The sequence below is a fragment of the Acetobacter sp. genome (genome assembly GCF_047723915.1).
Classification (GTDB): Bacteria; Pseudomonadota; Alphaproteobacteria; order Acetobacterales; family Acetobacteraceae; genus Acetobacter.
The window spans coordinates 15521-28101 of record NZ_JBDOBQ010000034.1; the positions used below are offsets into that span (position 1 = coordinate 15521).

At 62.8% G+C, this 12581-nt stretch carries 11 protein-coding genes; 6 read left to right on the top strand and 5 right to left on the bottom strand.

Annotation, left to right across the window (positions count from 1 at the left end; genetic code table 11):
- The first annotated feature begins 81 nt into the window (after positions 1-81).
- Positions 82-447: a glycine cleavage system protein GcvH gene (gcvH, locus tag ABF990_RS13455; RefSeq protein ID WP_415491507.1), complete on the top strand. Its 366-nt coding sequence runs from the start codon at positions 82-84 to the stop codon at positions 445-447.
- 160 nt (positions 448-607) lie between these two features.
- On the top strand, positions 608-3526 hold the full coding sequence (gene gcvP / locus ABF990_RS13460; protein ID WP_415500785.1) for an aminomethyl-transferring glycine dehydrogenase: 2919 nt from the start codon (positions 608-610) through the stop codon (positions 3524-3526).
- A 472-nt stretch (positions 3527-3998) separates the two neighbouring features.
- On the opposite strand, the gene ABF990_RS13465 is transcribed toward gcvP, so the two are convergent.
- The 5 genes from ABF990_RS13465 to ABF990_RS13485 form a co-directional block, all read right to left on the bottom strand.
- Complete coding sequence (locus ABF990_RS13465) at positions 3999-5297, bottom strand: hypothetical protein (RefSeq protein ID WP_415500784.1); 1299 nt, start codon at positions 5295-5297, stop codon at positions 3999-4001.
- 519 nt (positions 5298-5816) lie between these two features.
- Entirely contained in the window at positions 5817-6596 is a 780-nt protein-coding gene (locus tag ABF990_RS13470) for a CHAP domain-containing protein (protein WP_415500783.1), read from the bottom strand.
- Between the two features lie 728 nt (positions 6597-7324).
- Positions 7325-7675 (bottom strand): RidA family protein, encoded by a 351-nt coding sequence (locus ABF990_RS13475; protein ID WP_415491503.1) that lies wholly within the window; start codon positions 7673-7675, stop codon positions 7325-7327.
- Complete coding sequence (locus ABF990_RS13480) at positions 7672-8514, bottom strand: nucleotidyltransferase family protein (protein WP_415500782.1); 843 nt, start codon at positions 8512-8514, stop codon at positions 7672-7674. The genes ABF990_RS13475 and ABF990_RS13480 overlap by 4 nt, the downstream gene beginning before the upstream one ends.
- Positions 8508-9635 carry an XdhC family protein gene (locus ABF990_RS13485; protein WP_415491501.1) on the bottom strand — a complete coding sequence of 376 codons (1128 nt, stop codon included), beginning with the start codon at positions 9633-9635 and terminating at the stop codon, positions 8508-8510. Before ABF990_RS13485 ends, ABF990_RS13480 begins: the two co-directional genes overlap by 7 nt.
- A gap of 95 nt (positions 9636-9730) precedes the next feature.
- On the opposite strand from ABF990_RS13485, the gene ABF990_RS13490 reads away from it, so the two are divergent.
- The 4 genes from ABF990_RS13490 to ABF990_RS13505 form a co-directional block, all read left to right on the top strand.
- Entirely contained in the window at positions 9731-10156 is a 426-nt protein-coding gene (locus tag ABF990_RS13490; protein ID WP_415491500.1) for a host attachment protein, read from the top strand.
- Between the two features lie 160 nt (positions 10157-10316).
- On the top strand, positions 10317-11000 hold the full coding sequence (locus tag ABF990_RS13495; protein ID WP_415491499.1) for an MBL fold metallo-hydrolase: 684 nt from the start codon (positions 10317-10319) through the stop codon (positions 10998-11000).
- 64 nt (positions 11001-11064) lie between these two features.
- A complete protein-coding gene (locus tag ABF990_RS13500) occupies positions 11065-11553 on the top strand; it encodes a DUF192 domain-containing protein (protein ID WP_415491531.1) in 489 nt (162 codons plus the stop codon).
- A gap of 99 nt (positions 11554-11652) precedes the next feature.
- Positions 11653-12581, top strand: a 929-nt coding sequence (locus ABF990_RS13505; protein ID WP_415500781.1) for an NAD-dependent epimerase/dehydratase family protein, incomplete at its 3' end; no start/stop codon positions are given.

Sequence of the window (12581 nt, forward strand, 5' to 3'; positions counted from 1 at the left end):
ATGGTCCCTGTCGGGACAGGCCCGTTTTTTATTGATTTTTTCAACGAATTTTCAAAATAAAGTGCGGGGAGCACAACACGGATGACCGTTTATTACACCAGCGAACACGAATGGCTGCGGGTTGAAGGCGATACGGCTGTGGTGGGCATTACCCAGCACGCGGCGGACGAACTGGGTGAACTGGTGTTTGTGGAAGTGCGCCCCACCGGCACGGAGCTGAAATCGGGCGAATCCGCTGCTGTGGTCGAATCCGTCAAGGCGGCGTCAGACATTTACGCCCCGGTCGATGGCGTGGTGCTGGAAGGCAACCCCGTGCTGGCCGACGACCCGGCCCGTGTCAGCGCCGACCCGGAGGGTGAGGGCTGGATTTTCACTTTCCGCGTGACGGATGCGGCCCAGCTTTCCTCCCTGATGGATGCCGCCGCCTACAAGGCCCTTCTGGGCTGACGGCAGGCCCGGGGCCGGGTGCCGGCCTGCGGGGCAGGCCCGGTTTCCGCCCTGCCATCCTGCCGGGCTGCATCGCAGGGGCGGTGCAGCCGTGTTGAAAAGTGCCGGTCGGTTCCTTGCGCCGGTGTGTTCGTGTTTTGCCTGTTCAGGATAACGTCTTATGTATTCTCACGCTTCCGGCCCCGATCACGGATCGGCACATGGTGTTGACGCCCTGCCCGCCTTTGCGGGGCTGAAGGAACAGGCCGGGGCGTTCGCCGCGCGCCATATCGGCCCCACGCCCGAGGACCAGGCCGCCATGCTGCGCACGGTGGGGGCTGCCTCGCTCGACGCGCTGACCGACCAGACCCTGCCGGCGTCCATCCGCGCGCGGCACCCCACCGATATCGGCGAAGGCTGGAGCGAGACCGAAGTGCTGGCCCGCCTGCGTGACCTTGCTGCCCAGAACACGGTGCTGACATCGCTGATCGGGCAGGGGTATTACGGCACCATCCTGCCTGCGGTCATCGGGCGCAATATTCTGGAAAACCCGGCCTGGTACACGGCCTATACGCCCTACCAGCCCGAAATCAGCCAGGGGCGCCTTGAAGCGCTGCTGAACTTCCAGACCATGGTGACCGAACTGACCGGGCTGGACATTGCCAATGCCTCCCTGCTGGATGAGGCGACGGCGGCGGCCGAGGGCATGGCCCTGGCCCGGCGTGTGGCGTCGTCCAAGGCCACGGCGTTCTTTGTCGATGCCGACTGCCATCCCCAGACCATAGCGGTGCTGAAAACCCGGGCCGAACCCATGGGCTGGAGCCTTGTCGTGGGCGATCCCGCGACCGAGCTGGACGCGACGGCTGTTTTTGGCGCGCTGTTCCAGTACCCCGGCACGTCCGGCCGGGTTGCGGACCCCACGGCAGCCATTGCGGCCCTGCACGCGGCGGGCGGCATTGCCGTCATGGCGGCGGACCCGCTGGCCCTGACCCTGCTGGCATCCCCCGGTGAACTGGGGGCCGACATTGCCGTGGGGTCCACCCAGCGCTTTGGCGTGCCCATGGGCTTTGGCGGTCCGCACGCAGCCTATATGGCGGTGCGCGACGCCTACAAGCGCAGCATGCCCGGCCGCCTTGTGGGCGTGTCGGTCGACAGCGCGGGCCGTCCGGCCTACCGGCTGGCCCTGCAAACGCGCGAACAGCATATCCGGCGCGAAAAGGCGACATCGAACATCTGCACGGCGCAGGTGCTGCTGGCCGTGATCGCGGGCATGTATGCGGTCTATCACGGGCCGGAAGGGCTCAAGGCCATTGCGCGGCGCGTCCACGGGTTTGGCGTCACACTGGCCGCCGGCCTGCGGGCGCTGGGCGTGGCGGTGGTGGACCAGCCCCTGTTCGACACACTGAGCGTTGATGCCGGTGCGGCAGCCCCCGACCTGCTGGCCCGCGCGCGCGGGGCAGGGCTGAACCTGCGTGACGCGGGCGGTGGGCGTATTGGCATCAGCCTGGACGAAACCACCACCGCCCGGACCGTGAACGCGGTATGGGGCGTATTCTGCCCCGATGCCGAACAGGTGGCCCGGATGGCGGCAAAGCTGCCTGCCCCGTCCTGCGCCCTGCCAGCGGGGCTTGTCCGCCAGTCGGCGTTCATGCGGCAGGCGGTGTTTTCGTCCTGCCGGTCCGAAACCGACATGCTACGCTACCTGCGCCGCCTGTCCGACCAGGATCTGGCCCTTGACCGCACCATGATCCCGCTGGGGTCCTGCACCATGAAGCTGAACGCCACGGTGGAGATGCTGCCCATCACCTGGCCGGGCTTTTGCGACCTGCACCCGTTCGCCCCCGCCGAACAGACCCGTGGCTACCAGACACTGCTGGCCGATCTGGAACGCTGGCTGTGCGCCATCAGCGGGTATGACACGGTATCCTTCCAGCCCAATTCGGGCGCGCAGGGCGAATATGCCGGGCTGCTGGCCATTCGCGCCTATCACCGTGCCAATGGGCAGGCGGGGCGCACGGTCTGCCTTATTCCCGCATCCGCCCATGGCACCAACCCGGCTTCCGCCCAGATGGCGGGTATGAAGGTGGTTGTGGTCAAATGCGACACCCAGGGCAATATCGACCTGGAAGACATGCGCGCGAAAGTGGCCGCCCATGCGGCTGATCTGGCGGCGGTCATGATCACCTATCCGTCCACCCATGGCGTGTTCGAGGAAAACATGCGCGCCATCTGCGATCTGGTGCATGAGGCCGGGGGGCAGGTCTATGTGGACGGCGCGAACCTGAACGCGCAGGTGGGCCTTGCCCGCCCCGGCGATTACGGCGGCGATGTCAGCCATTTCAACCTGCACAAGACCTTCTGCATTCCGCATGGCGGCGGCGGGCCGGGTATGGGCCCGATTGGCGTGCGCGCGCATCTGGCCCCGTTCCTGCCCAGCAACCCGGCGGATGGTACATCGGGGCTGGCGGTCAGTGCCGCACCGTTCGGTTCGGCCTCCATCCTGCCGATCTCATGGGCCTATATCCGCCTGATGGGGGATGACGGGCTGCGCCGGGCAACGCAGGTTGCGATCCTGAACGCCAATTACATTGTCAGCCGTCTGGTGGCCGACTACCCGGTGCTGTATCGCGGCGCGCAGGGGCGGGTGGCGCATGAATGTATTCTGGACCTGCGGCCGATCAAGGACAGCACGGGGGTCAGCGTGGATGATCTGGCCAAAAGGCTGGTGGATTACGGCTTTCACGCCCCCACGGTCAGCTTTCCCGTTGCGGGCACGTTCATGATCGAGCCCACAGAATCCGAAGGCAAGGCCGAGCTTGACCGCTTTTGCGACGTCATGCTGGCCATTCGGGAAGAAGTGCGCGCCATCGAACGGGGCGAGGTTACGGCCGAACACTCGGTCCTGCGGCACGCGCCCCATACGGGGGCTGCCCTGGGGGCTGCCGAATGGACCCACCCCTATACCCGCCAGCAGGCCTGCTTTCCGCCCGGCGTGCGCCCGGCCAACAAATACTGGCCACCAGTAGGCCGGATCGACAACGCCCATGGCGACAAGAACCTGATCTGCTCCTGCCCCGATATCGCGGAATGGATGGAATAGGGCAGACAGCACGGGTCATGCAGGGCGGTCTTCGGGCCGCCCTTTTTTGTATAGGGGGCCATCTCGGAGTTGTTTGAAAAACACCAGTCACGATTATTCATCGTTCTGGCACATCCAAAGGTATAACGTTGTGGTGTCATACCTCTCTGGCGTAGCAGGCGATCATGCAGCCTGTTCGGAATCCGCGTAATCCAGGGGCGGGGAGGGCGCGGGTCGTTCAGCCGTTGGGTCACGCGTTGCGACAGCGCGGGTGTTCTGGTCGCTTGGGCGCAGTCGCTGTGCATGTGCTGTTTTTTTAGAAATCTGGATCGATAATCATACCGGCAGGCTGGTACGGCCCTGCGCATGAGGGCGGTTACCGTGACCCCTTCATGATGGCAGGGGCGGAACTGTCCCTTGGCGGAGTTTGCTCACGCTTGACTGGTGAGCCCCCTGTCGAACGAGGTGGTGCGGTCATATGGAGAGAAATCTGTCATGGTTTCAGTCCCATACGGGAGAGGTAGTAATCCGCAACGCCATGCTTGAGAAGACGGCCGGCCGGCCCCATTTCGCTCAGATCATAAAGGACCAGAACAAGATGGGAGGATATGACGCCAACGACTGTCAGTATGATTGAAAAAGGTTTGATCCACTTTCTGTCATGGAGATGTTGCGCGATAAAAATTGCGCCCATGAAGCCTGAAAACAGAATGAGCGGATAGAACTCCGCTCGGTAACGAAAATTCATGCTGATAGCCATGAGCATGAGGATTGCGGGGATGACAAGTCCTGCCATGATGGCAAAAGATGCCGCTCTGGCCATGGCGGGGTAATGTCTCCCTTGGACAAGGGAGATGACGAAAACAGCGCTGAAAAAAAGAAAAAGTCCATCCGTCAGGAAAAAGCTGCTGGGAGGAAGTTCCGCTGCGTCTATCAGGCGTGAGAACGCGTCCTGAAAGAAAAAATGGCCTTCGCTATTGCGCAAAACCCAGACTGGAAAGAAGAAATAGATAAGCCCGAGCGGAATGCGATGTGTATTGAAAAGACCATACTGCTCTGTTCGGGGCAGGCGGTCAGGATATTTTATATTGAACAGGTAAATGTGGTAGTTGGCAAATGTTAACGGGTTTCCCCACCGTTCAAAATTAATGAAGGATGTCAGGGCGACCCCGGCTAGCAAAATAAAAACTGCCACAGCGCAATGGCGTAGCCATGACCGGACCAGAGGCACGGATGGGCAGGACGTGTCGCGCCAGCAGCGCCACAGGATCAGAAGGCCGAACAGGCTTTCCGCCGCATAAAGCCCGATCCCCATTGAAACCCGTGTCAGCAGCGCCAGCACAGAGGCAAGAGCCATCCAGACGAGCGCTTTTGGGGTATCCTGAGCTTGAAGACATGCGCGCAAAGCCCAATAGACAAAAAATACGGCAAACACGAGAGACCACAGGCATACTTCCTGGTATAGAGACGGCCGCAGAAAGCATATTTGTACGCCTGTGAACGCGACTGTTACAAAAAGTACGGTCTTCAGCCACGGTGTTCTTTGCAGTGCGTGTTCTGCTACATACTGGACGGTCTTGCAGTTGATGATAAACATGATCAGGGTCGCGAGGATGCATGATAACCGTGTGATATCGAAATGCTGCCCCTGCGGTAAAAGTAGAAAAGGCATGCGCAAGAAGGCAGGAAAAAGCCCCCAATACGCGTAAACCCGCCCATTACGTAAAAAGCCTTCATCTCCAACGGTCTTGGGATCGACATCAAACCGTCCATGAAGGAGGTTTTCCATCATGCTATTGAATGTTAGAGAAAAACCGTCTGGCCTGATGCTGATCGGTGAATGACGCCAGAATAAAATATTGCCACAGTACCATAAGACGCAGAATGCGACCAAAGTATAATATAAATATCGGTTCCAAAAATATTTCATGGTTAATGCAGCTCTCGCGTCCCGCTCAGCGATGGAATATAAAGCAGTCAATATCCAAAAAAGCAGCGATCCTATATCAGGGAGCCCAGTCAGTTTCAATATATGTGCTATGGATGGCTGGTGCGTGAGCGTTGCTATAGTATTCGTTGTGGCTTGTGGCTTGTGGCTTGTGGCTTGTGGCTTGTGCTGCCTACGGCCTTGATCGGGTGATTCTGCAAACCACAGTGTCAGCAGCGTTGCGGACATGCATGAACGATTGTCAGCATGTATCGGCTGGGAGTGTGTCTGTTTCGGACGTGCCGCATAAAAAAACCCGGCTCATATGAACCGGGTTATGGTGCAAAGGCGGTATTGCCGCAAAAACGGGGCGGTGCCGTGGGCTTATTCTTCGTTGCCGAAGGCGACCGGGCCGTCGTTCTGGGCTGTTGCGGTGGCGTCCTGTGTTGCCGCGGCAGGGGTTGCCTTTACAGGGGCTTCGGGGGCCTGAGCCAACTGGGTGGCCGTGTTCTTTTTGTTCCATGCGGTCATGACGGTCTGGCGCAGGGATTGGCCTGTTCCGTCGTGGCGCGGGTAAATAAAGCCATAGGTCGGGTAAATGGAACCGTAATTGCCCGAGCCACCATTCAGCGCCACGCGCACGGCGGACCAGTCATTGTTGGGTGACACGTCGATCACCGCCACATTGCGGCTGACACCGGCCTGCGCCCAGTGGGACTGGTCGATGGTGATGGTGCGGCTGTCGATCACGTTATGCACGACCGCTACATGACCCAGCGGCATGCGGCGGGTCGCGCGGAAATTCAGGACGCTGCCGGACTCGGGGGCCTGCCCGCGATCGTAAACACCGGCGGCGTTATGCCACCAGTCCCGCGCATTGCCGCGCAGCATCACGTCCGATGCGGTTTTGGCATAGGCCACGCACTGGATCACATGCGCATGATGCCGGGATGACGCAAAGTGAAAACCCCGGCGTGCCCCACGTGACGATACGGATGTATGCTGGATACGGGCGTGGCTGCCTGAATGCACGGTGCTGTGATGCGCCGCACCGGCATGCGCCCGGTGGCTGCCCGCATGGGCTGCGGTGGTGAAAGCGGAGAGGGAGAGAAATGACAGGACGGCGAGTTTCAGCTTCAGCGTCTTAGCCCGTCCATGCCGCATCCCGTCTACCTTTCCTGCGTTTTCTGCAAGTCTGACTGCATTCCTTGAACAGGTATAAAGGTTCACGCAGATCAGGCAAGCACTCATTGCGTGGCAAAACGACGAATCATATCTTTGCAGAATTATCCCTCTTAAAAACTAGAAAATAGGAATTTAATCCTATTATTCTTCACAAATTTGCCCGAATCTGTTTCATTTTACGCCTTCGACGGAACAAAATCGTGTTCGGGTGGGGGAAAAAGCCCCGAGCCCGCCATGGGCAGGATTCGACCTGACTGTGATCCCGATGCAACAAAAGCGTGACATATCTGTCTGCGATCCCGGCATGGCATCATGGTGGTGGCAAACCGGTCATGCGTTCTGCCGTTCCGCCGCGTCCAATGCCAATGCATGGCTGGACTGCCGCATAAGCCCGAACGCATGGCGGCCTGCCGGGCTCAGGCGCGGACCGGATCATCGGGGACGGGCGCGGACAGGCTGGATCAGGGGCGGTGTCGCGCCGTAAGGCTTGCGCTGGGTGCCGTCCGGCCTCGGGTGTGCTGGCTGTCCCTTCTGGCGCGCGGGAGCGGCTGATCGCCAGCGCTACAAGGGAGAATGTGCCAGCCCCACGGGAGAGGCCCACTGACTGGCAGGGAGAATCTGCTGGCAGGTGCGACGGGCAAGACCCTTTTGGGCGGGGTTGTGGGCAGGCTGGTCCCGCCGCCGGGGGCGGCGAGACCGTGTGCGGTTTATTTGGTGGTGATCAGCATGATTTCGACCAGCACGCGCGGGTCGGCCAGCACGGCCTGTACGCAGGCGCGGGCGGGGGCCAGGTTTTCGGGCAGCCAGGCTTTCCACAGCGTGTTCAGCACTTCGCGGTCCTTGATGTCCTTTACCCAGATCTGGGCCTGCAACAGGCGGGTGTTATCCGTGCCGTGCTGTTCCAGCAGCGTGTCGATCTGGTCCAGTACGTCGCGGGTCTGGCCTTCCATATCCAGTTCGAGGTTGCGGGCCACCAGCCCGGCGGTGAACACAAAGCCATGGTATTCCACGGCGGTGGACAGGATGGGACCGGGGTTGGTGCGGAGAATCTTGCTCATGATCGGCATCTTTCCTTGCAATAGAATGACGCGCCAGCTCTGGCGGCAGGCCCGCGTGGCGTGGCCCTAGTTGTTGGACGGCTTGGCGTCGCGGTCAACTCCCCCCGGGTGCGGCGGGCCTGGCCCGGGGGTAAATGGCCAAGCAGGGCGTAGGCGGCCAGCCTTTCGGGGGTGTCGAAATCCTGCAGGGCGGCCATCGGGGCCGCGATCAGCCGCACGGCGGGGCCGAGCGCGCGCAGCAGGTCGCGTCCGCCTTTGTCGCCCCGTGTTTCAAGCAGCCTGTCGTAGCATGTGTCGCTCCAGGCCACGGGATTGCCCGGTCGGCCGTCGCAGTCCGGGGCGGTGGCCGGGGCATTGGTGGAAAGCTGGGCGGTTATCAGCGCGTTCAGCAACGTGGGCGGGACAAGGGGCATGTCCCCCAGGCAGACAAGCAGGCAGCGCGCCTGCTCCGCCCGCGCCGCCCGGACCCCCGCGTGCAGGGACTGCGACAGGCCCATGGGCGCGCGCACCACCACGCGTGTGCCGACACGGCTGTCGCGTTGCACATAGGGGGCTACCAGGGCGGCCAGGTCCGGCTGGTCGGGGGGCAGCAGCACGAGAATACGGGCCGCCATGCTGGCCGTAACCGCATCGAGCGTGCGGGCAAGCATGGGCGTGCCCGTGGCATCCGGGGCCAGCAGCTTGTGCGCAGGCGCTGTGCGGCTGGACCGACCGGCTGCCAGAACAATGGCCAGGGTGCCGGAGAGAATGCCGGACAGCGTGTTAATGGGGTTTCCAGTGGGGTTCCCACCGGGTGCACCGACCGGGGTGCCCGGCTGTGGGCCGGTCGGCTCTACCATCCGGGCTGGGCGGCCAGGGGCGCATTGCGGCGCACGGCCACGATTTCCGCCAGAATGGACAGGGCGATTTCCTCCGCCCCGACCGCGCCTATGGCCAGTCCTACAGGCCCGCGAATACGGCGCAGGGCATCTTCACCAAAGCCCAGTTCGCGCAGGCGATCCAGCCTGCTGGCCTGCGTCCTGCGCGAGCCCAGCGCGCCGATATAGAAGGCCGGGCTGGCCAGCGCGGCCTCCAGCGTGGGGTCGTCCAGCTTGGCGTCGTGCGTCAGGGTGGCAATGGCGGTCATGGTGTCCACCTTCAGGCTTTCCAGCGCTTCGGTCGGCCAGTCGGCAATCAGGGTCTGGCCGGGCACCAGGCCGGGAAAGCGCTCCGGGGTCGCCAGCGCTTCACGCGGGTCGATCACGACCGGGGCAAGGCCGGTCAGGGTGGCCATCCGGGCCAGGTGCTGCGCCACATGCACGGCCCCTACAATCAGCAGGCGCGGGGGCGGGGTCAGGGGCTGGACAAACCAGTCCCGCCCGTTCTCATCCGCCGTGGTGGCGGCCCGTCCGTCCACCAGGCATTGCGTGGCCACCACCATGACGGGGGCCGGGCAGGTGGGCGGGGTTGTGCTGTCCCCCCGCGTGACGACCGTGCCGCCCACTGCCGGGGTGGTGGGGTGGAGCAGGACGTGGTGCGTGCCGTCCAGCGTGCGCGCCAGTGCGGTGGAACGCCGGGCGGCCATGTCCGTGCAGGCCTGTTCCAGCATGGACAGGGGCAGGGTGCCGCTGGGGCAGGCGGGGCTTTGCACGGCTTCTATCAGCACATCCAGCTTGCCGCCGCAGGCCAGCCCGACCTCCCACGCGCGGGCGCTGGTCACGCCGTAATGGAGCAGCATGGGGGCTGCCCCTGCCAGAATATCCTGCGCCTGCACCATCACGTCGGATTCCACGCACCCGCCGCTGACCGAGCCTTCAACCCGGCCATTCCCCGCGATCACCATGCAACTGCCCGCGGGCCGGGGCGAACTGCCCCAAGCCCCGGTTACGGTGGCAATGGCGACAGGCTGGCCCTGCCGTGCCCAGGCCAAGGCATGATCGAGAGGCGTGGCTGGCAGGTGCTGGGGGGCTGGAAGTGTCATGCAATCACCCTATATCATGCACAGGCCGTCCAGAAGCCCCGCGCCAGAATGGGATGCGGCGGGTTTGGTCCGGCAATGGAATGAGGAACACGCTGATGACCGAAGCAAGAGACGGGCTGATTGTTTACGTGGTGGCCGATGGCGGCAAGGCACGTTTTGTGCATGACGCGGATGGCACCATGCGCGACGTGCAGGATTTCGACAGTCACAGCAAGGGCGAGGGTCATGCGACCCCGGGCAGGATGCCAGCGGGTTCCACCCCGTCGGACCTGAACAAGGACGCGTTCGCCCGCACGGTGGCGGACCGCATGAATGCGCTGGTTGCCCATGACGGCGCGCAGGTTGCCGGGTTTGTGCTCGCGGCCCCGGCCCCCGTCCTGCACGAGATCAGCACCCATCTGAGCAAGCCCGCTGCCGCCAGGGTCATTACGACGCTGCCCAGGGACCTGACCAACATTCCCGCCCATGACCTGCGCGGGCATTTCGATATTCCCGCCACAGGCTGGGTGCTGCCGGGCTGATCGCGCCTGCCTGCGTATTCGCCTGCCAGTTCATCTGTATGACGCAAAACTGCCAGATCGTTCGGGTCTGGCAGTTTTTTTATGTATTCTGTGCCATCCTGCCCGCCATTCCAGGGGCCGGTCCGCCTGCGGCCCGCACGGCAAAAAAGGAGAATGCCTCATGCCTGTCGTCTATCCCGGCATGCAGCTCAACGTTATTCCCGTCACCCCTTTCCGGCAGAACTGCTCCATTTTATGGAACCCCCAGACGCGTGCCGCCCTGGTGGTGGACCCCGGCGGCGACGCAGACACCCTGCTGGCTTTTCTCGCCCGGAACACCCTGACGGTGGAGGCCATTCTCCTGACCCACGGGCATCTCGATCACGCGGGCGGCGTGGCTCCGCTGTGCCGGGGGCTGGAAGCGGCGCAGCCCACCCGCCCGGCGGTGATCGGTCCCGACCGGCACGACGCGTTCCTGCTGTCCTCCATTACCGAACAGTCGCGGCTTTTCGGCCTCTCAGGGCTGGAGAACGCGGAGGTCGACCGCTTCACGCAGGAAGGCGATGTGCTGACTTACGCCGGTCGCAGCCTGCGGGTGCTGCATGTGCCGGGCCATACACCGGGGCATGTGGTGTTCGTGGACGATCAGGCCCGCTTTGCCTTCATGGGGGATGTGCTGTTCCAGGGCAGCGTGGGGCGGACGGATTTCCCCTATGGTGATGGTCCGCTGCTGATCCGTTCCATCCGCGACAAACTTCTCCCGTTGCTTGATACGTCAGGGGGTGACATCACTTTCGTGCCGGGGCATGGCGGTCTGTCCACATTGGCGACGGAAAAGGCCAGCAACCCGTTCCTGCAGGCCTGAGCGCGTGACGGTGCATGAAAGAGGAGAACAAACCAACGTGAAGCATAAACTGTTCGTGGCCGTTATGGCCGGTTTTATGGCGCAGGCCGCGGTTCCCCTCCTGCCAGCCCTGGCAGACGATACGGGCGAACCCACCCAGGCGCAGCCGACCCTGCCGCAGGAAAAACTGAGCATTACGTCAGCTTCCGGCCCGCATGCCTTTACGGTCGAACTGGCCAAAACCCCGCGCCAGCAGCAGGTGGGGGAAATGTTCCGCACCCAGATGCCCGAAAACACCGGCATGCTGTTCCTGTGGGGTATCCCGCGTGACAGCGACATGTGGATGGAAAACACGCTTGTCCCGCTCGATATCGTGTTTATCGGCGCGGATCATCGCATTCACGCGATCGAGGAAAACGCCGTGCCCCGCAGTCTGGCCCAGATCAGCAGCCACGGCCCCGTTCTGGCCACGCTGGAACTGGCAGGTGGCGTCGCGGCCAGGCTGAGCCTGACTGTGGGGGACAAGGTGGAATCTCCTTCTCTGGGGGCGGTCACCGCAAGCGCGAAACCCTGAACAGGGAAAAAACCTGACGCAGCGTGGCGTCTGCGCTAGATATCCGGGCATGACATTGGCGGGCGGGGCCACGTTGCCCCGGATGATGGGGCAACGATCTTGACTGTGTTGGTAACCGGCGCCGCCGGATTTGTGGGGTTTCACGTCTCGCGCGCGCTGCTGGAACGGGGGGAGCGCGTGATCGGGGTCGATGACCTCAACAGCTATTACACGCCCGCTCTCAAACAGGCGCGACTGGCCCTGCTTGAAGGGCACAAGGCGTTCTCCTTCCACCGTTTCGACCTGAGCGATCCCGCCAATCTGGCGGATCTGGCGGTGCGTGAGCCCGATATCCGGGGTATTTTCCATTTCGCGGCGCAGGCAGGGGTCAGGCACTCCCTCAAGGACCCGTACGTGTTCGCCAACGTCAACGTGCGGGGCCATGTGGCGGTGCTGGAATTTGCACGTAACCTCAAGCGGCTCGATCATCTGGTATATGCGTCGTCGTCCTCGGTTTATGGCCGCAACACCAAACTGCCGTTCATGGAAACAGATCCGGTCGATCAACCCGGCTCGTTCTATGCCGTGACCAAGCGCTGCGCGGAACTGACATCTTCCACCTACAGCCACCTGTACGGCCTGCCGCAGACAGGGCTGCGGTTTTTCACTATTTACGGGCCATGGGGGCGGCCGGACATGGCCTATTACACCTTCGCCCGGGCCATCATGCGGGGGCAGCCCGTCACATTATACGAAGGCAACGCCCTGGCCCGCGACTTCACCTATATCGATGACGTGGTGCGCGCCGTGCTGGCCGTATACGCCGCTCCCCCGCCCGCGGGCCAGGCCCGGCTGCTCAATATCGGCAACGACCGGCCAGAACCCGTAAGGCAGTTGGTGACCCTTCTGGAACACGCTCTCCAACGCCCCGCGCAGATTACCCTGCAAGCTCGTCCTGAAGCGGATGTGGAGCGGACATGGGCCTCGATTGAGCAGATTGGTGAATTGACGGGGTGGCGTCCGCGCTTGTCTCTGGCGGATGGGATTGA

Bases quoted from the DNA above. Each gene is read 5' to 3' on its own strand.
- ABF990_RS13490 (WP_415491500.1), top strand. From the start codon at position 9,731: ATGACCGAAGCAAGAGACGGGCTGATTGTTTACGTGGTGGCCGATGGC.
- ABF990_RS13495 (WP_415491499.1), top strand. From the start codon at position 10,317: ATGCCTGTCGTCTATCCCGGCATGCAGCTCAACGTTATTCCCGTCACC.
- ABF990_RS13475 (WP_415491503.1), bottom strand. From the start codon at position 7,675: ATGAGCAAGATTCTCCGCACCAACCCCGGTCCCATCCTGTCCACCGCC.
- gcvH (WP_415491507.1), top strand. From the start codon at position 82: ATGACCGTTTATTACACCAGCGAACACGAATGGCTGCGGGTTGAAGGC.
- ABF990_RS13470 (WP_415500783.1), bottom strand. From the start codon at position 6,596: ATGCGGCATGGACGGGCTAAGACGCTGAAGCTGAAACTCGCCGTCCTG.
- gcvP (WP_415500785.1), top strand. From the start codon at position 608: ATGTATTCTCACGCTTCCGGCCCCGATCACGGATCGGCACATGGTGTT.
- ABF990_RS13465 (WP_415500784.1), bottom strand. From the start codon at position 5,297: ATGATGGAAAACCTCCTTCATGGACGGTTTGATGTCGATCCCAAGACC.
- ABF990_RS13480 (WP_415500782.1), bottom strand. From the start codon at position 8,514: ATGGTAGAGCCGACCGGCCCACAGCCGGGCACCCCGGTCGGTGCACCC.
- ABF990_RS13485 (WP_415491501.1), bottom strand. From the start codon at position 9,635: ATGACACTTCCAGCCCCCCAGCACCTGCCAGCCACGCCTCTCGATCAT.
- ABF990_RS13500 (WP_415491531.1), top strand. From the start codon at position 11,065: ATGGCCGGTTTTATGGCGCAGGCCGCGGTTCCCCTCCTGCCAGCCCTG.